Here is a 22,447-nt window from a genome sequence, read left to right on the forward strand (position 1 = left end):
TTGGACGCGCTGCCGCCGCCGCGCCGAACCTGGTGGTCATGTACGTGACAGTGACTGTGCTGACGATCGTGCTGAACGCCGCGATCGCGATCGCGGACTTCGCCAGAGCGCGGTTCGTGCTGGCGAACTCCGCGGCGGTGGACGTGCCGGAGTCGTGGCTGCCGCTGCTGGGGGCGCTGAAAGCCGCCGGTGCCGTGGGGCTGCTGATCGGGCTGCTGGGGGTGCGGTGGATAGGGATCGCCGCGGCGGCCGGGCTGGTGTTGTTCTTCACGGGCGCGTTGGTGGCGCATGTGCGTGCCAGGGTGTTCGGCAACATCGCGGTGCCGGGACTGTTCCTGACCCTCGCCGCGACGAGCCTCGCGCTCAGCCCGTGAGCCGCAGCGGTGGGGTCGGGCCGGCCCGCACTGAAAGCCGCCGATGCCCCGGGCCGCTGATCGGACTGCGCTGGATCAGACTCGCCGCGACCTCCGGCTGGCGTGTTCTTCACCGGGGCACTGGTCGCGCACGTGCGGGCCAGTGTCACGACAACATCGCCGTGCCCGCCCTGTTCCTGGCCCTCGCCGAGACGAGCCTCGCACTCACCCCGTGAGCCACAGCGTGCCGGAATCTTGGCTGCCCGCCCTGGGGCGCTGAAAGCCGCCGATGCCCCGGGCCGCTGATCTGACTGCGCTGGATCAGACTCGCCGCGACCTCCGGGCTGGTGTGCTCTTCACCGGGGCACTGGTCGCCCACGTGCGCACTGCTCGGGGTGCGGTGGATCGGGATCGCCGCGGCGGCGGGGCCGGCATTGTTCTTCCTCGCGGCGCTCATCGCGCGTGCGCGCGCCCGGGGTTCAGCAACATCACCGTGCCGGGTTGTTGCGCTCAGCTGAGGGACCCGGGCGTCAGCAGACCGCCGGGGTCGGCAGGACGCCCGGCGGTCCGCCCGCCCCTCAGCCCTTGAGCTGAGGCAGCACCTTCGACGACCAGGCGTCGAAGAACTTGTCCTGCTCCGGGCCGATCTGCGACACGTACACCTCGTCGAACCCGGCGTCGGCGAACTGGCGCACCGCCTGCGCGTGCGCGTCGGCGTCCGGGCCGCACGGGATCTGGCCCGCGACCTGCTCCTCGGTCACCACCGGCACGGCCTGTTCGAAGTCCCGCGGCGTCGGCAGGATCCGGCCGAGGCTGCCGGGCAGCAGGTCGCTCGCCCACAGCCGGTGCGCGGTCTCCCGCGCCTGCTCCGCCGAATCGGCCCAGCACACCTTGAACCCGCCCTGGATCGGCCCCCGCCCGCCGGCTTCGCGGTAGGAGTGGACGAGCTCGCCGTCGGGCATCACTGTGGCGAAACCGTCCGCGATCTTCGCGATCCGGCGCGCCGTCTTCGGCCCGAACGCCGACACGTAGATCGGCACCGGCTGCTCCGGCAGCGTGTAGATGCGCGCCTGCTCGACCGTGTAGTGCTTGCCGTAGTGGGTGACCTGCTCGCCGGTGTGCAGCTTGCGGATCACCTCGACGGCCTCCTCCAGCATCTCCAGCCGCCGCGAGCCGGGCGGCCACGGATCGCCGAAGATGTGCTCGTTGAGCGCCTCACCCGAGCCGACCCCGAGCACGAACCGGCCCTCGCACTGCACGGCCGCCGTCGCCGCGGCCTGCGCGATGATCGCCGGGTGGATGCGCACCGTCGGGCAGGTCACCGCCGTCGTGATCGGCAACGAGACCGCCTGCGACAGCGCGCCGATCACCGACCACACGAACGGGCTGTTGCCCTGCTCACCGGTCCACGGGTGGAAGTGGTCGGAGATCCACAACCGCTCGAACCCGGCCTGTTCCGCCTTCTTCGCCTGTTCCACCAGCTCGCGAGGCCCGTGCTCTTCGCTGGACAGGAAGTATCCGACGCTCACCATGTGCCGGGGCTACCCGCGGAGCTCAACCCTCACGCACCGCGGCGAGCGGTTCGAACCCGGACATCTCCAGCACCCGCCGCACGGGTGACACGGGCGCGACGACCAGGTCCAGCTCCATCTGCAGCACCTTGAGCCGCCCGGCGAGGGTGAACAGCACACGCAGGCCCGAACTGTCCAAATAGGTCACGTCCGTGAGGTCGATCGAGACGCGCATGGCGTCGTTGTCGATCGCGGTGAAGATCTGGTCCTGGACGGTGGACGCGTTCGCGAGGTCGATCTCGCCGCTGACCCGCAGCAGGACGTGACCGCCGTCGTTTTCGGCGTCGACGGTGGCCGACGTCATTCCGCGGGCCCGATCGTGCGGCGGATCATGACTTCCGTCCCGTGCGCGTGGTGGTCGATGCGGACCTCGTCCCCGCAGCGGTGCATCAGCAGCGTTCCCCGGCCACGGTTCTCGCCACGCGGCGGTCGCCAGCGGCCCTCGTCACACACGGTCGCGATCACGTCCTGCCCCCGCAGTTCAATCCGCACCTTGATCACGCCGCCGGCGGGCCCGTAGGCGTGCTCCACGGCGTTCGAGGTGGCCTCGCCGACCGCGACCAGCAGGTCGGCCGTGGCGTCCGCGCTCGCGCCGACGACGGTCAGCCACCGCCGCATCGCGGACCGGACCTCCTTCAACGACTCCGGCACCGCCGGCACGGTCATCTCCAGCGGGCCGACGTCCGCGCCGTTCTGGCGGCGCACGGTCAGCAGCGCCACATCGTCGTCCGGGGTGTCCTCGCCGATCAGCTCGGCCATCACGTCGGCGCAGACGGTCTGGGCCTGACCCGGGTGCACGGCGGCGCGCAGGCGGTCGAGCCCGTCGTCGAGGGCGACGCCACGCCGCTCGACCAGGCCGTCGGTGTAGAAGCAGACCACCGAGCCCGGCGGCATCTCCGTCACCGTGACACGGCGGCGCACGTCTCGCAGGGCGCCGATCGGCGGGTCGACGGCGACGTCGAGCAGCCTGGCCCGTTCGCCCTCGCGGCCCTGCACGGGCACCAGGTGCCCGGCCGAGGACACGTGCAGGCGCTCGAAGTTCGGCTCGATCAGCGCGTACAGCACGGTGGCCATCATCCCCGGCTCGAAGTGCTGCATCTTGCGGTCAAGGTTGGCGAGCACTTCGGCGGGGTCGCCGCCCTCCAGCGCGAAGGCCCGCAACGCACTGCGCATCCGGCCCATGACGATCGCCGCGGGCAGGCCGTGCCCGACCACGTCGCCGATCACCACGCCGAGCCAGCCGTTGGGCAGGAGGAACACGTCGTACCAGTCGCCGGCGATGGCGCCCTCGTCACCGGGCACGTACCGCGCGGCGAGTTCGAGACCGGGCACGACCGGCAGCTGGGTCGGCAGGAGGCTGCGCTGCAGCTCGGCGGCCGCCGCGCGCTCGGCCTTGGAGCGCTGGGCGTGGGCGGCGAGCGCTATCCGGTCGGCGGCCAGCTGGAGCAGCTCGACGTCCTCCGGCGTGAACTCCCGCGGCGAGAGCGACCCGACGTGCAGCACGCCCAGGGCCTCGCCGCCGACCAGCAACGGGACGCCCAGCAGGGTCTGCAGGCCCTTCTCCCAGAGCAGCCGGTTGACCACCGTCGTCGAGTCGACCCGCTGCAGCTGCACCGGCTCGCGGCGGGCGACGACCTGCCCGGCGAAGCCCTTGCCGACCGGCACGCGGACGCCCTGCGCCACCTCGGTCTCGATGCCGCGCGCGGCGACCGCCACCAGCTCCCGACCGCCCGGTTCGAGCAGCAGGACAGCGGCGGTGTCGGAATGCAGGACCTGGCGGACGCGGTCCAGGAGCTCGGGAAGCAGGTCCTCGGTGGTGAGGTGGGCGAGCGCGCTGTCGCTGACGAGACCGATGCGCTGGAGCTTGTGTTCAGCTTCCAGTCGCGCGCTGGCCGATGTGGACATGATGCGAGACTAGCCCCTGCCCAGGTCGTAGAAACCTGTGGTTTCCGAGGATTCGGGTCATTCCCGCCACGGTTCCGCCTGAGTTGCCGGGGCGAGCAGGGTCGACGATACCGCAGGCCAGGCGGTGCTGTCCGGGTCGATCAACGCGAAATGGCCCGCATTGGGGAGGACGATCAGACGCGCACCGGGGTTGACCTCCCGGTAGGCGCGGGAGAGCTCCGGGGGAACCACCTCGTCCGCGTCGCCGTGCACGAGCACGACGAGCCCGGCCGGCGACGACAACCGCGCCGGGTCGAGTCCGTCCGGCGGGACGTCGCCGAGGAACGCGCGGACGGCGCCGTCGCCGAGGCCGAGCCGCGTGGCCAGGGCGAGGTCGGCGACCGGCGCCAGCGCGACGGTGGCGGTGAGGCCTGGTGGGGGCGCGGTCGCCGCGGCCAGCAGGGCGAGGTGGCCGCCCGCGGAATGCCCGGTCAGGACCACCCGGCCCTCGAACTGCCCGGCGAGTTTCACCGGCAGGTCACGCAGCGCGGCGGCGACGTCGGCGGCGGCGAGGCGGGGCTCGCCGGGGACGCGGCGGTACTCGATCGAGAGGACGTTCGCGCCCGTCCGTGCCAGGGCCGACGCCATCGGCCGGGTGTGCAGCCGGTCGTAGGCGGGCCGCCAGAAGCCCCCGTGGACGACGACGATCAAGGGCGCGTCCGGGCGGCCCTGCCAGTGGTCGGCGACGTGGTCGGGCTCCGGGCCGTAGCGGAACTGCCCGTCCGGCTCCGGCGCCGGGCGGGTGAGGACCGAACGATCTTCCGTCATCGGCCGGCCGCCTCCACAAAATCACTCGTTCGGGTGGCGCGGGGCGCGCCCGCGCCATGGGCTCGGTGTTGCCGGGCCGGTATTGGACCTCGGCGGGCCCGCCTTGCCGGGCCGGCGCCACGGGGGGTTGGTGTTTCGACCCGGACCCGCGGCCACGTCCGGCCTTGCGGCCGACGACGCGCCCAGTGGTGCGACCCAGTCTCACTACCTGGCGTCGCGGCCCGGCTTCGCAGCCGGGCCGGTCTTGCGCCCAGTGTTGCGGCCGACCCCGCGGGCCGACCCGCGACCCGACCCCGCCGCCCGACCCTGCGGGCCCCGCGCCCGGAAGCGCGGGCCCGCACCGGAATCACCCTCGCTCGATGAGGTGTCCGATGACGTCCGGGCCGGGGTGGGGGGCTCCCGAGGCGTCGCGGCGGACGGTGGGCTCCGGGAGCTCCACCGGGTCGCCGTTCTTCGACGCTCCGGCGGGCCGGGGGCCCACCCAGCCGACCGTCAGGCGCGTCTCCCCCTTCAGGAAGCGCTGCGCCCGCACCCCGCCGGTCGCGCGGCCCTTCGCCGGGTACTCAGCGAACGGCGTCATCTTCACGCTCGCCCCCGTGGCCGTCACCACCATCGGCTCGCCGTGCTCGGCGTCGTCCGTGCGGATCGCCCCGAAGAACACCACCTCGGCGTCCGCGGCGAGCTTGATGCCCGCCATGCCGCCGCCCTTGAGGCCCTGCGGCCGCACCAGCGAAGCCGGGAACCGCAGCAGCGAGGCGTCCGACGTGACGAACGCGAACGTCTCCTCACCATCGGCCAGCCACGCCGCGCCGACGACCTCGTCGCCGTCCTTCAACCCGATGATCTCGAACTCGTCGGACCGCACCGGCCAGTCCGGCGCCACCACCTTCACCACGCCCTGCCGCGTGCCGAGCGCGAGACCGGGCGACCCGGCCGCCTGCTCGCCCAGCGGCGCGATGCCGATGACCTTCTCGCCCTTGTCCAGCGGCACCAGCTCCCGCGCGGCCATCCCGCCGCGCAGCGACACCGTCCCGGACTGCTCCGGCAGCACGGGCAGCGGCAGCACGTCCGTCTTGAACGCCCGCCCGCGGCTGGTCACCAGCAGCACCTGGCCGCGCGCGGTCGAGTGCACCATCGCCGCGACCGCGTCGTGCTTCACCCGGCCGTTGCGGCGGCGGCCCTCCGGCGCCTCCTCCGACTCGGCCGCCGTGCGGGCGACCAGGCCGGTGGCGGACAGGATCACCTGGCACGGGTCGTCGGCGACCTCCAGCGGCCCGGCCGGCTTCGACGCGGCCAGCACCTCCTTGAGGTCGCCGTCGATCAGCGCCGTGCGCCGCTCGGTCTTGAAGTCCTTGGCGATCTTGGCCAGCTCGTTGGAGACGACCTTCTTCAGCTCGCGGTCGTCGTCGAGGATCTTGGTCAGCTCGGCGATCTCGGCGCGCAGCTTCTCCTGCTCGTCCTCGAGTTCGAGCTTGTCGTACTTGGTGAGCCGGCGCAGCGGCGTGTCCAGGATGTAGGTGGCCTGGATCTCGGACAGCTTGAACCGCTTCATCAGGCCGTCCTTGGCCTGCGCGGCGTCGTCGCTGTTGCGGATCAGCCGGATCACCTTGTCGATGTCCAGCAGCGCGATCAGCAGGCCCTCGACCAGGTGCAGCCGCTCCTCGCGCTTGCGGCGCCGGTACTTCGTGCGCCGCGTGACCACGTCGTAGCGGTGCTCAAGGAACACCTCGAGCAGCTGCTTGAGACCCAGCGTCTGCGGCTGGCCGTCGACCAGCACCAGGTTGTTGATGCCGAACGACTGCTCCAGCGGCGTGAGCCGGTAGAGGTCGGCCAGCAGCGGGTTCGGGTTGACCCCCACCTTGCACTCGATGACCAGGCGCGTGCCGTTCTCGCGGTCGGTGAGGTCCTTGACGTCGGCGATCCCGGTCAGCCGCTTGGACTTGTTGACCTCCTCGGTGATCTTCTCGATCACCTTCTCCGGCCCGACGCCGTAGGGCAGCTCGGTGACCGTGATCGCCTGGCGGCCGCGGCTGCCGGGCAGCGGGCCGATCTCGACCTTCGCCCGCATCCGGACCACGCCGCGGCCGGTCTCGTACGCCTTGCGCACCTCGTCCAGGCCCAGCAGCATCCCGCCGGTCGGCAGGTCGGGGCCCGGCACGAACTCCATCAGCTTGTCCAGGGTGGCGCCGGGGTGGTTGATCAGCCACCGCGCGGCCGCGATGACCTCGCCCATGTTGTGCGGGATCATGTTGGTCGCCATGCCGACCGCGATGCCGGACGTGCCGTTGACCAGCAGGTTCGGGTACGCGGCGGGCAGCACCGACGGCTCCATCAGGGAACCGTCGTAGTTCGGCCGGAAGTCGACGGTCTCCTCGCCCAGCTCGCCGACGAGCAGCATCGCCTCCGGCGACATGCGCGCCTCGGTGTACCGGGACGCGGCCGGGCCGTCGTCCGGGCTGCCGAAGTTGCCGTGGCCGTCGATGAGCGGCGCGTTCATCGAGAAGTCCTGCGCCAGGCGGACCATCGCGTCGTAGATCGCCGTGTCACCGTGCGGGTGGTAGCGGCCCATCACGTCGCCGACCACGCGCGAGGACTTCACGTACGCGTGGTTGGGCCGGTAGCCTGCCTCGTTCATCGAGAACAGGATCCGGCGGTGCACCGGCTTGAGGCCGTCGCGCGCGTCGGGCAGCGCGCGGGAGTGGATGACCGAGTAGGCGTACTCCAGGTAGGAGTCCTCGATCTCGGTCTTGACCGGGTTCTCGAAGACCTGCGCGCCGGCCTGGTCGAACGCTGCCGGATCGACCCGGGTGACGGCTGTCTTGGATCGGCGTGCCATTGCTGTTGTCTCCTAGGGGGAACTCAGACGTCGATCGCTTCGCGGTCCACGCGGGCGGCGGATTCGACGAGCCAGTTGCGCCGGGGTTCGACCTTCTCCCCCATCAGCAGCTCCAGCGCGGCCTCCGCGGCCTCCGCGTCGTCCAGCGTGATGCGGCGGACCGAGCGCGTCGCCGGGTTCATCGTGGTCTCCCACAGCTCGTCGGCGTCCATCTCGCCGAGGCCCTTGAACCGCGGGACCGGCTTGACGATCTGCTTGCCTGCGGCCTCCAGCTCGGCGACCTTCTGCTCCATCTCGCGCTGCGTGAAGGTGAAGATGGTCTCGGGGTTGCGGCCCTTCGTGACGATCTTGTGCAGCGGCGGCATCGCGGCGAACAGCCTGCCGTCCTCGATCACCGGCCGCATGTACTTCGCGAACAGGGTGATCAGCAGCGTCCGGATGTGCGAGCCGTCGACGTCGGCGTCGGCCATCAGGATGACGCGGCCGTAGCGCATCGCGGACAGGTCGAAGGTGCGGCCAGTGCCCGCGCCGAGCACCTGCACGATCGAGGCGATCTCGGCGTTCTTCAGCGTGTCGCCGAGCGAGGCCTTCTGCACGTTCAGGATCTTGCCGCGCAACGGCAGCAGCGCCTGGTACTCCGACACGCGCGCCATGCGGGCCGACCCGAGCGCGCTGTCGCCCTCGACGAGGAACAGCTCGCTGCGCGAGATGCCGGTGGTGCGGCAGTCGACGAGCTTCGGCGGCATCGCCGCGCCCTCCAGCGCGGTCTTGCGGCGCGCCGCGTCCTTCTGCTGCTTCTGCGTCAGCCGCACGCGCGCGGCGTCCACGATCTTCTGCAGCACGACCTTGGCCTCGGCCTTGGTCTTGCGGTTCTCCGTCCACTCCTTGAGGTGCCGCTCCACGATGCCCTGCACCACGCGGGTTATGCCGGAGGTGGACAGCTCGTCCTTGGTCTGCGAGGTGAACTGCGGCTCCGGGATGCGCACGTGGACGACCGCCGTCATGCCCTCGAGCACATCGTCGAGCGTCGGCAGGTCCTCCTTGGCCTTCAGCAGGCCGCGGGTGCGGGAAATGGCTTCCTGCAACGCCTTCGTCGCCCCGCGGTCGAAGCCGCGGCGGTGGGTGCCGCCGTGCACGTTGCGGATGGTGTTGGTGAAGCACTCGACCGTGCGCTCGTACCCGGTGCCCCAGCGCAGCGCGATCTCGACCTCGGCGTGACGCTCCACATTGGACCGCATGACGCCGTTGGCGTCGGCCGCGTTCTCCTTGTACGAGCCCTCGCCGCGGATGATCAGCGTGCCGGACACCGGCTTCTCGTCCGACGGCGCGAGGTACTCCACCATGTCCGCGAGGCCGTTGGGGAAGTGGAATGTCTCCTCGCTGATCGACCCCTCGGTGGCGGTGCGCAGCACGTACGTGACGCCCGGCACGAGGAACGCGGTGTTGCGCAGCTTGGTGCGCACCTGCTCGACGTCGAGCTCCGCGCCCTTCTCGAAGTACCGCGAGTCGTGCCAGTAGCGGATGGACGTGCCGGTGCGCTCGCCGCGCTTCATCTTGCCCCGGACGCGCAGCCCGGGCTGCGGCGTGAACTTCGCCTTCGGGCCGGGGCCGTCGAACACGCCCGGCGTGCCGTGCGCGAAGGACATCTCGTGCACCTTGCCGCCGTTGCGGACGGTGACGTCGAAACGGTGCGACAACGCGTTGACCGCGGAAGCGCCGACGCCGTGCAGGCCACCCGAGGTCTTGTAGCCGGAGCCGCCGAACTTGCCGCCCGCGTGCAGCCGGGTGAGCACCAGCTCGACGCCGGACAGACCGGACTTGGCGTGCACACCGGTCGGGATGCCGCGGCCGTCGTCGTCGACCTGGACGCTGCCGTCCGCGTGCAACGTGACGACCACCTTCGTGGCGTGACCTGCGACACCCTCGTCCGTCGAGTTGTCGACGATCTCGGTGAACAGGTGGTTCACGCCGCGGCTGTCGGTCGACCCGATGTACATGCCGGGGCGCTTCCGGACCGCTTCCAGGCCTTCCAGGTGGGTAAGGTCGTCGGCCCCGTAGAGAGGCTCAGCAGAAGCAGTCACAGGATCTTCTCTCCCAGTAGCGATTGGGGTGGTGCGGCACCAGGGCGCCGCGCGTATGCAGGGTAACGGAGGGCACCGACAACCCCGGGGATTGCGGCCTACTGCCGCCGTGCGGCGTGGATCGCGCCGACGAGCATGTCGAGCTCCGCGTCGAAGATCTCGTCGGCGGTGGCGGCGCGCAGGTGCGGTACCAGTGCTTTCAGTGTAGGCGCTGCCGAGCCCGCCCGTGCGGCTTCGAAGATCCCGGCGTGGTCGGGTCGCGGTGGGCGCCGCCCAGCACGACGTCCAAGAAGACCAGGTGGAAGCGCGCCTGGGCCGGTTCGTCCAGACCGGCGGCCCCGGCTCGGCGCGCGTGGCCCTGCGGCTCGGCGCCGGAACGGCGATGGCCGACTGCTCGGCGGGGTTCGCGCTGGTCGCGGGCGTGGCGCTGCTCGCGGCGAGGCCGGCGGTCGCTGCGGGGGGTGGTCGCTGCGGGGGCCGTGGTCACCGGCGTGACGGCGGTCGCCGTGAACGGCGGTGGTCGTCGCGGGGCGGTGGTCGCCGCGGTGGCGGTCGTCGCGGCGGGCGCGGTGGCCCCTCGCTACAGTGCTGACCGATGAGACGCAAGCCGCCCCCGTCCCCGCTGCCGCCGCGTGACGGGGTCAACGCGGCGCGCATCCGGACCCCGCCGGACGGCCCGTGGGACACCATCCGCGACTACCTGGTGCGCAAGCTGACCAAGCTAGACCCGGCGGTGATCGACGCGATGCTGGCCGAGGGCGCGATCGTCGGGGTGGACGGGCCGATCGACGCCGCGACGCCGTTCACGCCCAGCACTTTCCTGTGGTTCCACCGGGACCGCTGCGACGAGGTGCCGGTGCCGTTCGAGCTGACCGTGCTGCACGAGGACGACGTCCTGCTGGTGGTCGACAAGCCGCACTTCCTGGCCACCACGCCGCGTGGCGGGCACGTCCGGGAGACCGCGCTGGTGCGGCTGCGGCACACGCGGGGCCTGCCGGAACTCTCCCCCGCGCACCGCCTCGACCGGCTGACGGCGGGTGTGCTGATGTTCGTCAAGACCGCGGCGCACCGCAGCGCGTACCAGAACCTGTTCCGGGATCGCCTGGTGCACAAGGAGTACGAGGCGATCGCGCCCTACTCGCCGGAGCTGGCGCTGCCGCGTGTGGTGGAGAGCCGGATCGTGAAGAAGCGCGGCGTGCTCACCGCGCGGGAGCTGCCGGGGCCGGTGAACGCGCGGACGCACGTGGAGCTGATCGAGCACCGCGACGGGCTGGGCCGCTACCGGCTGGTGCCCGAAACCGGCCGCACGCACCAGCTGCGGGTGCACCTGAACTCGCTGGGAATCCCGATCCTGGGCGATCCGCTGTACCCGGAGGTGCGGGAGGTGCCGCCCGGTGAGTTCCGCCGTCCGCTGCAGCTGCTGGCGAAGGTGCTCGCGTTCACCGACCCGCTGACCGGCGCGGAGCACCGCTTCGAGAGCCGACTTCGCTTGGGCGCGTGGGATTCGGCGGACTGGTAGGACCGTCCACACCGGATCGCGGTCGCACTCCCGGCTACCGCCGAACATCCGCCGAGCACCCGGTCCCGGCCGGTGCGCGAACCGCCCTGCGGCGCCTCCGCCGCCGCGGATCCGACACCGTGGCAAACCTCAGGCAGCACGACGTCCTCACCGGCGGCGCAGACCGCCGCGCGCCGTCAGGAGCGGTCGCTCGGCGGGGCCAGCTCGATCTGCCGCTGCAGCGTCGTCCGGAACACGTCGTGCGCCGCGTCGCCGTGGCCGGCCGTTTCGACCACCACCACGCGGTCGTAGAGCACGTACGCCGCGGCGAAGCGGGCCAGCGGGGCGCCCACCGGGGTGCCGTACACGATCACACCCTCCAGCGACAGGTCCCGGTCCGCGGCCAGCCCCTGCAGCTCCACTCCCGCGCCGTACGCCCGCACCGCCCCGCGCGGATCGCCCGTCGCCAGCGCGTACAGGCCGATCGTCACCCCGGCCCGCACCGCGGTCTTGCGCACCCCGTCGCTCATCCCGGCCGTGGTCAGCACGTCTACCATCGGCTGCGGCAGCGACACCGTGCTGCGCAGCGCGGCGAGGGTGAACGGCCCGCTCGGGCCGGGCGCGCCGGGCGGTTCGACGAGGGCCAGCGCGCTGTGCTCGGGCGCCGGCTTCGCGTCCGGCGGGTCGGCAAGGCCGGCGTTGCGGGTGAGCAGGTACCCAGTCGCGGACACGGCGAGACCCAGCGCCAGCACCACGATGATCGCGATCCCGACGGTCAGTTCCCGGCGCTGCCGGCGGACGTCACTGGACACCGTCAGTAATTCCCTCCCCGCCGCAGATTACCGGGCATCAGTATCACCCGCGGCCCCAGTACCGGTAGCCTTCCGGCTCATGGTGGGACCTCGGGGGATCGACTGGACGGGCGAGCGCTGCGTGCCCTGGACGGACGACATCCAGGTGATCTACGAGCACTACCACCGCTACGCGCTCGCCGCCCGCTACGCCTTCGGCCGCCGCGTCCTCGACCTCGCCAGCGGCGAGGGCTACGGCAGCGCGCTGCTGGCCGCCCACGCGTCCGAGGTGATCGGCGTCGACATCGACGAGGCCAGCGTCGAGCACGCCCGCGCGCGCTACGGCGGGCAGCCGAACCTGCGGTTCACCACCGGCTCGATGACCGACCCGGACCTGCTCGCCGACGCCGGGAAGTTCGACGTCATCACCTGTTTCGAGGCGCTCGAGCACGTCGCCGAGCAGGACGAGCTGATGGCGCTGGTGCGCGCCCGCCTCGCGCCCGGCGGCGTCTTCTTCACCAGCACGCCGGACGTCCTCGTCTACACGCACGAGCACGGCAACGAAAACCCCTTCCACGTCAAGGAGTTGACCGAGCCGCAGTTCCGCGCGCTGCTCGGCGCGTCGTTCCGGCACGTGACGGTGCTGCGGCAGAACGTGGCGATCGGCTCGGTGCTCACCAGCGACCGCGAGCACGGCCCGGTGCTGTCGCAGCAGCTGCGCCGCACGGGCGAGGACAGCTGGTCGGTCGGCACCGGCGCGCCGCACACCTACCTCGTCGGCGTCGCCTCCGACAACCCGGTGGAGGTGCCCGCCGCGGCGACGATGCTGGACCCGCAGCTCGCGTTGCTCGGCGCGGCCGCCGAACGCGCCGCCGCGCCCCTGCGCGCCGAGATCGAACGGCTCACCAGCGACGACGGCGGCCCGAAGTACCGCAAGGTCATCGAGCGCTACCGGCCGCGGCGCCGCGCCACCGAAGGCCCGGTCACGGTCTCGACCAGCGACGACCCGCTCGTCAGCATCATCGTCCCGGTGCACGGGCAGTGGAGCTACACGCGCCGCTGCCTGCAGGCGATCGAGGACAGCGGCACGCGCGTGTCGTTCGAGGTCGTGGTGGTCGACGACGCCTCGCCGGACGATTCGGCCGAGCAGCTCGCCGCGTGCCCCGGTGTCCGGCTCGTGCGTGCCCCGGAGAACCTGGGGTTCCTGCGCGCCGTGAACCTCGGCGCCGCGCAGGCCCGCGGTGAACTGCTGGTGCTGCTGAACAACGACACCGAGGTCCGGCCCGGCTGGCTGGACGCGCTCACCGAGGTCGTCCGCGGCGACGAGAGCATCGGCCTGGCCGGGGCGAAGCTGGTCTACCCGGACGGCAGGCTGCAGGAGTGCGGCGGCATCGTGTTCGCCGACGGCAGCGCCGCCAACTACGGCCACGGCGACAACCCGGAAGACCCGCGCTACCAGGCCGTTCGCGACGTCGACTACTGCTCGGGCGCGGCGATCCTCGTGCGCCGGGACCTGTGGGAGCGGCTGGGCGGGTTCGACGAGCGCTACTCCCCCGCCTACTACGAGGACACCGATCTGGCGTTCGCGGTCCGTGCCGCGGGCCACCGCGTCGTGGTGGTCCCGAACGCGGTCGTCGTCCACCACGAGGGCGTCTCGCACGGCACCGACGTCATGCAGGGCGTCAAGCGGTACCAGGAGGTCAACCGCGAGGTCTTCACCGAGAAGTGGACGGGTGCCCTCGCGGAGCAGGCCGACCCGGGCACGCCGCTGTGGATCGCCCGCCAGCGCGTGCCCGGCCGGACCCAGCGCGACGGCGATCTGGTGCTGGTCGCCGACGTCACCGTGCCCACCCCGGACCGCGACTCCGGATCGGTGCGGTTGCGGTGCCTGCTGGACGAGCTGGTCGCGCTCGGTCACCGCGTGGTGTTCTGCCCGATGGGGCCGCCCGCGGACCCGGCGTACCTGGACCAGCTGCACCGCGCCGGGATCACCGTGCTCGCCGACAACGGCCTGCGCGAGCAGTTCCTGCACGAGGCGGGCAAGCACATCCGGCTGGCGCTGCTGTCCCGGCCGACCGTGGCCTGGCACCTCGCCGACCGCCTGCGGATCTGCGCGCCACAGGCGCGGATCGTGTTCGACACCGTCGACCTGCACTTCGTGCGCCTGTCCCGGGAGGCCGAGCTGGTGGAGCGGCTGGGCGGCGCGCCGGAGACGTCGACGATGCTGCACCAGCGCGCGAAGCTCTACCGCGAGCTGGAGCTGGCGCTGGTGCGCGCCTGCGACCGCACGCTGGTGGTGTCCGACGCCGAACGCGACCTGCTGGCCGACCTCGCGCCGGGCGCGCCGGTCAGCGTGCTGTCCAATGTGCACACCCCGGGGCCGGAGGCGAGCCCGGACGGGCGGCCCGGCGTGTTGTTCGTGGGCAGTTTCGAGCACCCGCCCAACCGCGACGCGGCGTACTGGCTGGCCGGCGAGATCTGGCCGCTGGTGCGCAGGCAGGTGCCGGACGCGGTGCTCGACCTGGTCGGCCGCGACCCGACGAACGAGCTGCGCACGCTCGACGGTCACGGCGTGAAGTTCCGCGGCTGGGTGCCCGCCCTCGACGCGCTCTACGAGACGGCCAGGCTGTCGGTCGCGCCGCTGCGGTTCGGCGCCGGCGTCAAGGGCAAGGTCGGCGAGAGCCTGGCGGCGGGTGTCCCGGTGGTCGGCACGACGCTGGCGTTCGAAGGCATGCGGTTGCGGCACGGCGCGGAGGTGCTCGCCGGGGACAAGGCCGAGGAGATCGCCGCCGGAATCGTGTCGTTGCTGACCGACGACGCGCTCTGGCTCCGGCTCTCCCGGGCGGGGCAGGCCGCGGTGGCCGCGCAGTTCGGGCCGGACGTCGCGCGCGCCGCGCTGACCGAGCTGCTGGGCTGAGCGGTGCCGGTGGACAACTCGGCGGAGCGCACGCAGGAGATCCGCCCCGTCAAGTACGCCAAGGCCGAGACCGGGTTCGCGTGGCTGCGGCTCATCGGCGCGAGCATGGTCGTCGTCGAGCACTCGTTCCCGCTCGTCGACCCACAGCGGCTGACGATCCTGCCCGCGAGCTGGGACCTGTCCCCCGGTTACTTCGCGCTCATGGGTTTCTTCGCGATGAGCGGCTTCCAGATCACCGACAGCTGGGCGCGCGACGCGTCCTGGTGGCGGTACGCCGCCAAACGGGTGCTGCGCATCTGGCCGCCGCTGCTCGTCGTCGTCATGTTCACCGCGTTCGTGATCGGTCCACTGGTCACCGTGCTCGACGCGTCCGAGTACTGGACGGACACGGCGACCTGGGGTTACGTGGTGCACAACGCGGCGCTGTACCCGTTGCAGCACCTGCTTCCCGGCGTGTTCGCGGAGAACCCGTACCCGTGGTCGGCGAATGGCTCGCTGTGGACGCTGCCGATGGAGACCACCGGGTACGCGCTGGTTCTCGTCGCGGGACTGACCGGTCTGCTCGGCCGCGCCCGGGCCGGGTTGTTCGCGCTGCTGGCCGGGATCGTCGTGCTCGACGGTTTCCTCGGCGCCACCTACACCTTCCAGGGCCGCGGCGGGTCGTTGCTGTCCGTGCCCGTCGGCGCGATGGTCGCGTTCGGTGTCGCGTTCGTCATCGGCATGGTGATGCACCGTTACCACGGAACGATTCCGCTGTCGCGAGCCGCCGCGTACGCGGGCGTGGCCGTGTACCTGGTGGTCAACTTCGTGCCTGTCCTGCAGCCCTGTGCGCGGATCGTGCTGCCGTTCGCGGCCGGGTACGGCGCGATCGTGTGGGCGCACCACTGGCCGCGGCGGCTGGCGCGCTACGACAAGTGGGTCTACGGCAGCTACGGCATGTACATCTGGGCGATGCCGGTGCAGCAACTCATCGTGTTCGCCGGGGTGCGCAACTCGTATCTGCTGATGGCGCTGGCGTTGCCGCTGGCTTACGCGTGCGGGTTGCTGTCCTGGCAGCTGGTGGAAATCCCGACGCAACGGCTGCGTGTTTACTTGCGCCCTCAACCGAAATCTCCTCGTAACGTTCGTCCGCGCGATTCCGTCTCCGGAAGGGGGGCACATCGTCGTGAAAGGACGGGCGTATGAAAACATCCCGAATCCTGCTGACGGCCGCCACCGCGCTCGCGGTGACGCTGGTTCCGCTGAGCGCGGAGGCCGGCGGCAAGGTGTCCACAGTGGCCGGCGGCCTGGACAGCCCGCGCGGGCTGTCGTTCTCGCCTGACGGGGCCCTGTACGTCGCGGAGTCCGGACGCGGGGGCGCCGGCCCGTGCATGGCGGGTCCCGAGGGCGAAGTTTGCTACGGCGAATCCGGCGCGGTCACGCGGATCGACCGCGGGCAGCAGAAACGCGTGCTGAGCGGCGTGCCGTCGCTCGCCGCGCGCGACGGTTCCGGCGCAATCGGCCCGTCGGACGTTTCGTTCCTCGGCAAAGGCAACATGTACGTCACCGTCGGCCTGGGGGCGAACCCCGCGGTGCGCACGAACCTGCCGCCGAAGGGGCAGCAGTTCATGGGGTGGTTGCTGCGCAACGGAAAACCGGTCGCCGACATCGCCGGCTACGAGGCAACGGCCAACCCCGATGGTGGCGAGCCGGACAGCAACCCCAACTCGGTCCTCGCCCTGCCCGGCGGCCGCGTCGTGGTCGACGCGGGCGGCAACTCGCTGCTGTGGGTCCCGGACAAGGGCCGCATCCACACGATCGCCACGTTCCCGACCAGGATGGCGACCGCGCCGGACGGCTCGCAGATCCCGATGCAGTCGGTGCCGACCTCGGTCGCGCTCGGCCCGGACGGCGCGCTGTACGTCGGCGAGCTGACCGGCTTCCCGTTCCCGAAGGGCGCGGCGCGGGTGTACCGGGTGGTGCCGGGCAAGGCGCCGCAGGTGTACGCGCAGGGCTTCACCAACATCATCGACATCGGCTTCGCGCACGGGAAGCTGTACGTGCTGGAAATCGCGCACAACGGCCTGCTCAGCGGCGACCCGTCGGGCGCGTTGATCCAGGTCGGCAAGAACGGCGCGCAGCACATCGTGACGCAACAGCTCACCATGCCCGGCGGGCTGGCGCTGCGTGACGGCAAGGCGTACGTGTCGAACTGCGGCGCCTGCCCGAACCCGCCCGGCGCGCCGGGCAGCGGCAGCGTGGTGCGGGTCGGTCTGTGACACGGAACCGGCCGCCCGCCTCGCGGCGGGCGGCCGGATTCCGGGGCGTCAGCGCTTGAGCACGCTCCGGATGGCGTCGCGGGCTCGGTCCATCAAGGCGGCCGGCGGGCCGAGCAGCATGTTCTTCGCGGCGCTTTCCGTTCCCGGGTGCGGGCGCGTCGGGGCCACGGCCTCGGCCGCCCGCACCGTGTCGGCCATCGCCTCCAGCCGCTTGCTGTCGTAGGCCTGGCGCAGCAGCGGGAACTCCGACCGCTCCTCGTGCTCGGCGTGGGCGAGCACGTCGTCCCGGAGCTGGATCAGCAGGGTGTCGAAGCCCTCCGCGTCCGGGCCCATGTCGTCCAATGTGGACAGCAGTTCCTTGGCGCGGTGCTCCTCGCCGATGCGGGCCTCGACGATCGGCTCGCCGCCCTCCTGGCGCCGCACCTCGGGGTGGACCAGTTCCTCCTCCGCGGTCTCGTGAACCGACAGCAGCCGCACGAGGTCGCGGAAGGCGTCCTCGCGCTCATCCCCCTTCGCGCGTTCGACCACGCCGAACAGGCGGCGGATCTCCTGGTGCTGGTCCTCCAGCAACGCGATGACGTCCTTCTTGTCCGTCGACACGGTGACCTCCTTCGCTTCGCCGAGAGGGCTACCCGCGCCGGCGGGGGTTCACTCGCTCAGTGACGAACGCGAACCACGACCTTGCCCACCTGGGCGTTCGACTCCAGGTGCGCGTGCGCCTCGACGATGTCGGCCAGGTCGTCGAACACGCGGTCCACGGCCGGGCGCAGGGTGCCGATGCGCAGGCCGGCGTTGATGAAGTGCTCCGATCGGCGCCGGCGCTCCGGGTTCCGCGCGACGTAGCTGCCGTTGCCGTAGCCGAACAGCGTGACCTGGCGGTCCCAGTTCATCGGCAGCGGGGTGGGTTCACCGGCCATCCAGCCGTAGAGGACGAGCAGCCCGCCGACGGCGGTGGCCTCGACCAGGTCCACCACGCCGGGGCCGCCGACGGGGTCGAACGTCATCGTGGCGCCGTCGCCGCCGGTCAGCGCGCGGACCTCCTTGACCAGGTCCTGCGAGTCGAGCGTGACGACGTGCGCGGCGCCGGCCGCGAGCAGCTGGTCCCGCTTCGCGACGGTGCGGGTCACCGCGATCGGGACCGCGCCCAGGTGGTTGGCGATCTGGATCGCGGCGATGCCGACCCCGCTGGACGCGGCGGTGATCAGCACGGTGTCGCCGGGCCGCAGGCCGCCGCGCTCGACCAGCGCGCCGTAGGCGGTCTGGTGCGTCAGCCAGACCGACGCGCCGGTGACCTCGTCGACCGTGCGGCGGACCAGGCTCGACACCGGCACCACGACCCGGTCGCCGTACACCCCGTAGTCCCGCATCGAGAACGAGGCGAGGGTGCTGATCTCGGTGCCCTCGGGGAAGCCCTCGGCACCGGTTTCGACCACCCCGGCCGCCTCGTAGCCGATCCGGGACCCCGGCAGGACCGGCTGCTCGTAGTAGGTGCCCGCGCGGAACAGCGCCTCCGCCCTGTTGAGCCCGATCGCGTCCACCCGGATCCGGACCTCGCCGGGGCCGGGCTCGGGCACCGGCCGGTCCTCGACCCGCAGCACCTCGGGCCCGCCGAGCCGGTCGAACAGGACTGCTCTCACCATCACGTCTCCTCAACGGCGTTCGTTTACTACACGGCGTGTAGTATCAACACGGCGAATAGTAGACCAACGCCGTACAGTGTCAAGGTGGGTGAAGGGACGACGAGCCGCCGGGAACGGCTGCGGGCGGAGACGGCACGCGAGATCAAGACGATCGCGCTGGAGCTGATGGCCAAGGGCGGGCCGGACGCGATCTCGCTGCGGGCGATCGCGCGTGAGATGGGCATGACGGCCGGCGCGATCTACGGCTACTACCCCACCCGCGACGACCTGATCACCACGCTGATCTCGGACGTCTACACCTCGCTCGTCGACACCGTCGAGGCCGCGCGGGACGCGGTGCCCGCGGACGACCCGGCCGGGCGGATCCTGGCGTGGGGCCGCGCGTTGCGGTCGTGGTCGCTCGCCAACCCGGAGGGCTTCCGGCTCATCTACGGCGATCCGGTGCCCGGCTACCGCGCCCCCGAAGGCGGCGCCGCGGCGGACGCCGAGCGCCGGGCGTGCGCCCTGCTGACCGAGCTGATCGCCGGGGCCTGGCCGGCGGTCCAGGCCCCGGACGAGTTCACCTGGGAGGACTTCGGCCCCTCCCTGGTCCAGCACATGCGCGAGGAATTCCCCGGGCTGCCGCCCGCCGTGCTGGCCCTGTCGCTGCGCACGTGGGGCCGGATGCACGGCCTGATCTCGCTGGAGGTCTACGGGCACCTCGGCCCGCAGGTCACCGACCCGGCGAAGCTGTACGAGTCGGAGTTGCGGGCGCTGCTGCGGTCACTGGGCCTGTGACCTGCCGTCGGCCCTTCACCCACCGCAGGGAACCGGGCTTGCGGGCCTCGCGGCGGATCTTCAGCACACCGAGCTCGCAGGTCAGCTCCTTGTAGGTCGCGCCGAGGCGGCCGCCGACGTGGAAGTTCTGCGCGGTGTCGTCCTTGCGGGCGAACTGCCGCACGGCGGCGTGCCTGCCGAGGCTGACGCACGACCCGACCAGACCCACGTCGAGCACCGGCGGTTCGGTGCCGGCGATACGGCTCAACAGGGTGTCGGCGGCCTGCGCGCCGAGCGGCCCGGCGACCTGGCAGCTCATCCGCAGCGGCTGGCCCGACGGCGCGGCGGAGTCGTCCGCCGCGACGAGCCGGTGGTCGTCGACGCTGGTCAGCGTCTCGTCGGTGAGCAGACGGCCGAGGTCGTCGGTGCGCAGCCCACTCGCGGCCACGAGCTCCGGCGCGGCGAAGCCCGCGCTCCAGATCGTCAGCGCGCTCGGCCGCGTCGTGCCGTCGGCGAAGACGACCGCGTCCGGCCGGACTTCGGCGACCTTGACGGTCTCGGCCACCGCGACCCTGTGCCGGGACAGCCACTTGGCGATGTACCGGCGGCCGCCCGCTCAACGAAGGCGCCAGCGTCCCGCCGCACACCAGGGTGACCCGGCGTCCCCGTTCGGCCAGCTCGGCGGCGGTCTCGATGCCGGTCAGCCCGCCGCCGAGCACCGTGACCGGCGCTTCCGGTGGCAGCGCCGCCAGCTCGTCACGCAGCCGCCGCGCGGACTCCAGTTCGGCGATCGGGACGGCGAATTCGGCCGCCCCGGGCACCGCGGGCGCCGCCGCGGTGCTGCCGACCGCGTAGACCAGGTAGTCGTAGCCCAGCTCGCGGCCAGCCGCACGGCGCGGGCGGCGGTGTCGATGCGCGTGGCGGTGTCGACGACCAGGTGGACGCCGTCGTCGAGCAACGTGCCGTAGTCCCCTGTGGCCTCTCCGGCGCCCGCGACGAACTGGTGCAGCCGGACGCGGTCGACGAACGCCGGACGGGGGTTGACTAGCGTGACGTCCAGGTCGTCGCGCATCCGCAGGCGATTGGCCGCGAGGGCGCCGGCGTACCGGCTGCTCGGTTCGCTGGCCGAGGACGTGGTCCAGGAGACCTACGCCCGCTGGTACGCCATGTCCCGCGACGAGCAGGACGCCATCGCCGCACCCGGCGCCTGGCTGACGAAGGTCGCCGGCCGCCTGTGCCTCAACGTGCTGTCCTCGGCCCATGCGCGGCGGGAAACCTATGTGGGGGAATGGATTCCCGAGCCGGTGCCGGACAGTCGGGAGTGGTGCCCGGCCGACCCGGCCGACCGGGTGACGCTCGACGAGTCGGTCAGCATGGCGGCGCGCCGACGAGGCCAGCTGGCGGCACGCCGCCGGGGTGCGGCCGACGATCTCGGCGATTTCGGCGAACGGATACCGGAAGACGTCGTGCAGGATGAACGCGACGCGCTCGGCCGGCGTCATCGAGTCGGGTCGTCCGGGACTTCAAACGGGCCTGGGAAGCACGTGACATCGAGGCCCTCCTCGGCCTGCTCACCCCCGACGCCACGGCGATCAGCGACGGCGGCGGCCTGGTGAGCACGGTGCTCCACCCGGTCGAGGGCGCCGAACGGATCCTGAGCGCGCTGGGCCGCCTCGAGCACCGGTTCCGCGGGCACACGCTCCTGGAGCGCACCGTCAACGGACAGCCGTGCCTGATCGCGCAGCAGGACGGTGTCACAGTTTCGGTGTACGCGTTCGAGATCGCAGGCGGGAGGATCCGGCGCATTTGGGCGGTGCGCAACCCGGAGAAGCTGCGCGCGTGGAGCGCCGGTGCCATCGACCTGCCGCAGCGGTCACCGCACCCGCGCGCCCGCCAGCCACACCCCCACCGGACGCGCCAACGCCGTGACGTCCCTCAACGGATCGCCATCCACCAACAGCAGATCCGCGTCAAAACCCGGCCGGATACGGCCCTTGCGATCCAAACCCGCCACCTCCGCGGCCACCGACGTCGCCGAAGCGAGCGCCGCTTCCGCCGGGATTCCGCCGTCCACCAGCCACTCCACCGATGTCGCCAGCATGCCGTGCGGCTTGCCCGGCGAAATACCCGAGTCGCCGCCGGAGACGATTCGCACTCCGGCGTCCGCCATCCGCACGACTTGGCCGATCCGGTCGCGGATCGTGGAACCCGTCCGTTCCAGGAACTCGCGCAACGCGGGCGGCGGCGTCATCTCGCCGACCGCCCCGAGCGTGGGGCACACGGTGATCCCGCGCGCGGCGATCGCGGCGGCCAGCTCGTCGCTCATCCGGATGCCCTCGGGCGTGAAGCAGCTGCAGTGCTCGATCCCGTCCACGCCCGCTGCCACCGCCTGCTCCACCGACGGCGTGCCGTGCGCGTGCGCGGTCACCGGCAGCCCGGCCGCGTGGGCCTCCTCGACGATCAGCCGCAGCTCGTCGAGGGTGAACTGGCACGCCATGATGTCGGTGCCCGGCGTCATGCCGCCGCCGCTGGCCATCACCTTCACGACGTCCACGCCACGCTCGGCCCGCTCGGCGACGGCCGCGCGCAGGCCGTCGGCGCCGCTCGCCTCGCCGCCCATGTTCCAGCAGTGCCCGCGGGGACTGGTGATCGGCGGCCCCGCGGCGAGGATCGACGGCAGGCCGGGACGGCCGCGCCAGCGCAGCGTGGCGTACCGGCGATCGCCGAGGTCGCGCACGCTGGTGACCCCGGCGGCCAGCTGCGTGCGCAACGCCCGCTCGATCACGTCGTCCAGCTCGTCCTCGGAGTAGTCCGCGAGCCGGTCCAGCGCGCCGAACCCGCCGTCGCCGCAGAGGTGGGTGTGCATGTCGATCAGGCCGGGCAGCAACGTGCCCGGCGAGTCGACGACCGGCCAGTCCGGCACCGGGCCACCGAGCAGCGCGATGGCGCCGTCCTGCACGAGAACCGGCAGGTCGCGGTGGGTGCGTTCGCCGTCGAAGACCTGGGCGGCGCGGATCACGAAGGCGTTCACCAC

General features: G+C 72.1%; 17 protein-coding genes and 3 pseudogenes. 7 read left to right on the forward strand and 13 right to left on the reverse strand.

All coding sequences use genetic code 11. The features are described from left to right. Positions 1-38: 38 nt before the first annotated feature. Entirely contained in the window at positions 39-374 is a 336-nt protein-coding gene (locus tag L2C96_RS23085) for a DoxX family protein (RefSeq protein WP_237337717.1), read from the forward strand. Between the two features lie 557 nt (positions 375-931). On the opposite strand, the gene L2C96_RS23090 is transcribed toward L2C96_RS23085, so the two are convergent. The 6 genes from L2C96_RS23090 to L2C96_RS23115 form a co-directional block, all read right to left on the reverse strand. Further along, the gene (locus tag L2C96_RS23090) at positions 932-1,885 is read right to left on the reverse strand and encodes a TIGR03557 family F420-dependent LLM class oxidoreductase (protein ID WP_237337718.1); all 954 of its coding nucleotides are present in this window, start codon (positions 1,883-1,885) and stop codon (positions 932-934) included. 22 nt (positions 1,886-1,907) lie between these two features. Then, positions 1,908-2,228 carry an STAS domain-containing protein gene (locus tag L2C96_RS23095; protein WP_020417706.1) on the reverse strand — a complete coding sequence of 107 codons (321 nt, stop codon included), beginning with the start codon at positions 2,226-2,228 and terminating at the stop codon, positions 1,908-1,910. Then, positions 2,225-3,829 carry an ATP-binding SpoIIE family protein phosphatase gene (locus tag L2C96_RS23100; protein ID WP_237337719.1) on the reverse strand — a complete coding sequence of 535 codons (1,605 nt, stop codon included), beginning with the start codon at positions 3,827-3,829 and terminating at the stop codon, positions 2,225-2,227. Before L2C96_RS23100 ends, L2C96_RS23095 begins: the two co-directional genes overlap by 4 nt. A 57-nt stretch (positions 3,830-3,886) precedes the next feature. Further along, positions 3,887-4,636, reverse strand: a complete 750-nt coding sequence (locus tag L2C96_RS23105) for an alpha/beta hydrolase (protein ID WP_237337720.1) — start codon at positions 4,634-4,636, stop codon at positions 3,887-3,889. Positions 4,637-4,982: 346 nt separating this feature from the next. Then, positions 4,983-7,472, reverse strand: a complete 2,490-nt coding sequence (locus L2C96_RS23110) for a DNA gyrase/topoisomerase IV subunit A (RefSeq protein ID WP_020417703.1) — start codon at positions 7,470-7,472, stop codon at positions 4,983-4,985. Between the two features lie 23 nt (positions 7,473-7,495). Continuing rightward, positions 7,496-9,553: a DNA gyrase/topoisomerase IV subunit B gene (locus L2C96_RS23115; protein ID WP_027935816.1), complete on the reverse strand. Its 2,058-nt coding sequence runs from the start codon at positions 9,551-9,553 to the stop codon at positions 7,496-7,498. A gap of 595 nt (positions 9,554-10,148) precedes the next feature. Between L2C96_RS23115 and L2C96_RS23120 the strand changes: the two genes are divergently transcribed. Then, positions 10,149-11,072 carry a pseudouridine synthase gene (locus tag L2C96_RS23120; RefSeq protein WP_237337721.1) on the forward strand — a complete coding sequence of 308 codons (924 nt, stop codon included), beginning with the start codon at positions 10,149-10,151 and terminating at the stop codon, positions 11,070-11,072. 176 nt (positions 11,073-11,248) lie between these two features. On the opposite strand, the gene L2C96_RS23125 is transcribed toward L2C96_RS23120, so the two are convergent. Continuing rightward, positions 11,249-11,863 carry a hypothetical protein gene (locus L2C96_RS23125; protein ID WP_020417699.1) on the reverse strand — a complete coding sequence of 205 codons (615 nt, stop codon included), beginning with the start codon at positions 11,861-11,863 and terminating at the stop codon, positions 11,249-11,251. Between the two features lie 79 nt (positions 11,864-11,942). On the opposite strand from L2C96_RS23125, the gene L2C96_RS23130 reads away from it, so the two are divergent. From L2C96_RS23130 to L2C96_RS23140, 3 genes are read left to right on the forward strand one after another with little or no spacing between them, the layout of a single operon-like run. Then, positions 11,943-14,759, forward strand: a complete 2,817-nt coding sequence (locus L2C96_RS23130) for a glycosyltransferase (RefSeq protein WP_237337722.1) — start codon at positions 11,943-11,945, stop codon at positions 14,757-14,759. Between the two features lie 9 nt (positions 14,760-14,768). After that, on the forward strand, positions 14,769-15,944 hold the full coding sequence (locus L2C96_RS23135; protein WP_235716103.1) for an acyltransferase family protein: 1,176 nt from the start codon (positions 14,769-14,771) through the stop codon (positions 15,942-15,944). Further along, complete coding sequence (locus tag L2C96_RS23140; protein ID WP_237337723.1) at positions 15,941-17,017, forward strand: ScyD/ScyE family protein; 1,077 nt, start codon at positions 15,941-15,943, stop codon at positions 17,015-17,017. Before L2C96_RS23135 ends, L2C96_RS23140 begins: the two co-directional genes overlap by 4 nt. A 48-nt stretch (positions 17,018-17,065) precedes the next feature. On the opposite strand, the gene L2C96_RS23145 is transcribed toward L2C96_RS23140, so the two are convergent. Both L2C96_RS23145 and L2C96_RS23150 read right to left on the reverse strand, forming a co-directional pair. Then, complete coding sequence (locus L2C96_RS23145) at positions 17,066-17,617, reverse strand: hemerythrin domain-containing protein (protein WP_237337724.1); 552 nt, start codon at positions 17,615-17,617, stop codon at positions 17,066-17,068. A gap of 56 nt (positions 17,618-17,673) precedes the next feature. Next, positions 17,674-18,657 (reverse strand): zinc-dependent alcohol dehydrogenase family protein, encoded by a 984-nt coding sequence (locus L2C96_RS23150; RefSeq protein WP_237337725.1) that lies wholly within the window; start codon positions 18,655-18,657, stop codon positions 17,674-17,676. Between the two features lie 84 nt (positions 18,658-18,741). On the opposite strand from L2C96_RS23150, the gene L2C96_RS23155 reads away from it, so the two are divergent. Beyond that, the gene (locus L2C96_RS23155; RefSeq protein ID WP_237337726.1) at positions 18,742-19,434 is read left to right on the forward strand and encodes a TetR/AcrR family transcriptional regulator; all 693 of its coding nucleotides are present in this window, start codon (positions 18,742-18,744) and stop codon (positions 19,432-19,434) included. Here the strand turns inward: L2C96_RS23155 and L2C96_RS45150 are convergent. Together L2C96_RS45150 and L2C96_RS45155 are read right to left on the reverse strand one after the other, a co-directional pair. Next, positions 19,370-19,978 carry an NAD(P)/FAD-dependent oxidoreductase gene (locus tag L2C96_RS45150; protein ID WP_237337727.1) on the reverse strand — a complete coding sequence of 203 codons (609 nt, stop codon included), beginning with the start codon at positions 19,976-19,978 and terminating at the stop codon, positions 19,370-19,372. The genes L2C96_RS23155 and L2C96_RS45150 overlap by 65 nt on opposite strands. A gap of 139 nt (positions 19,979-20,117) precedes the next feature. Beyond that, positions 20,118-20,555, reverse strand: a pseudogene (locus L2C96_RS45155) (FAD-dependent oxidoreductase); the annotation flags it as partial. On the opposite strand from L2C96_RS45155, the pseudogene L2C96_RS45160 reads away from it, so the two are divergent. Continuing rightward, a pseudogene (locus L2C96_RS45160) lies at positions 20,547-20,609 on the forward strand (hypothetical protein); the annotation flags it as partial. The pseudogenes L2C96_RS45155 and L2C96_RS45160 overlap by 9 nt on opposite strands. A 237-nt stretch (positions 20,610-20,846) precedes the next feature. Here the strand turns inward: L2C96_RS45160 and L2C96_RS45360 are convergent. Together L2C96_RS45360 and L2C96_RS23180 are read right to left on the reverse strand one after the other, a co-directional pair. After that, positions 20,847-20,915: pseudogene (locus L2C96_RS45360) on the reverse strand (hypothetical protein); the annotation flags it as partial. 371 nt (positions 20,916-21,286) lie between these two features. Continuing rightward, complete coding sequence (locus L2C96_RS23180) at positions 21,287-22,447, reverse strand: metal-dependent hydrolase family protein (protein WP_237337728.1); 1,161 nt, start codon at positions 22,445-22,447, stop codon at positions 21,287-21,289.

This window comes from Amycolatopsis tucumanensis (assembly GCF_021654135.1).
Lineage (GTDB): Bacteria > Actinomycetota > Actinomycetes > Mycobacteriales > Pseudonocardiaceae > Amycolatopsis_E > Amycolatopsis_E tucumanensis.